Origin of the sequence: Mammaliicoccus stepanovicii, assembly GCF_002902525.1 — a bacterium.
GTDB classification, from domain to species: Bacteria; Bacillota; Bacilli; order Staphylococcales; family Staphylococcaceae; genus Mammaliicoccus; species Mammaliicoccus stepanovicii.
The window spans coordinates 1-441 of record NZ_PPQZ01000133.1 but is presented as its reverse complement, the minus strand read 5'-3'; the positions used below and the strand labels follow the sequence as shown (position 1 = coordinate 441).

Below are 441 nucleotides of genomic sequence, written 5' to 3'. Positions count from 1 at the left end.
GTGCGGCTGGATCACCTCCTTTCTAAGGATATTACGGAATGACCATTAGGTCATGGAATAGCGTAGACATATTGTATTCAGTTTTGAATGTTTATTCAACATTCAATTTAAGAATGGGCCTATAGCTCAGCTGGTTAGAGCGCACGCCTGATAAGCGTGAGGTCGATGGTTCGAGTCCATTTAGGCCCACCATTAATTTAATACCCATTTATTACGTTCGGGGGCTTAGCTCAGATGGGAGAGCGCCTGCTTTGCACGCAGGAGGTCAGCGGTTCGATCCCGCTAGTCTCCACCATTATTTAATTGCACATTGAAAACTAGATAAGTAAGCAAATAGATTTTACTAAGCAAAAAACCGAGTGAATTTTTAACGAAATTCAACAAGCTTAATAATCGCGCGTCGTCTTTTTAGACGACATCACAGATTAATAACATTTATTT

Annotated in this window: 2 tRNA genes; both read left to right on the top strand. The window is 40.8% G+C overall.

The features are described from left to right. Positions 1-115 precede the first annotated feature (115 nt). Positions 116-192: transfer RNA gene (locus tag CD111_RS12270), tRNA-Ile, on the top strand. A gap of 27 nt (positions 193-219) precedes the next feature. Beyond that, a tRNA-Ala gene (locus CD111_RS12265) sits at positions 220-295 on the top strand. Positions 296-441 lie beyond the last annotated feature (146 nt).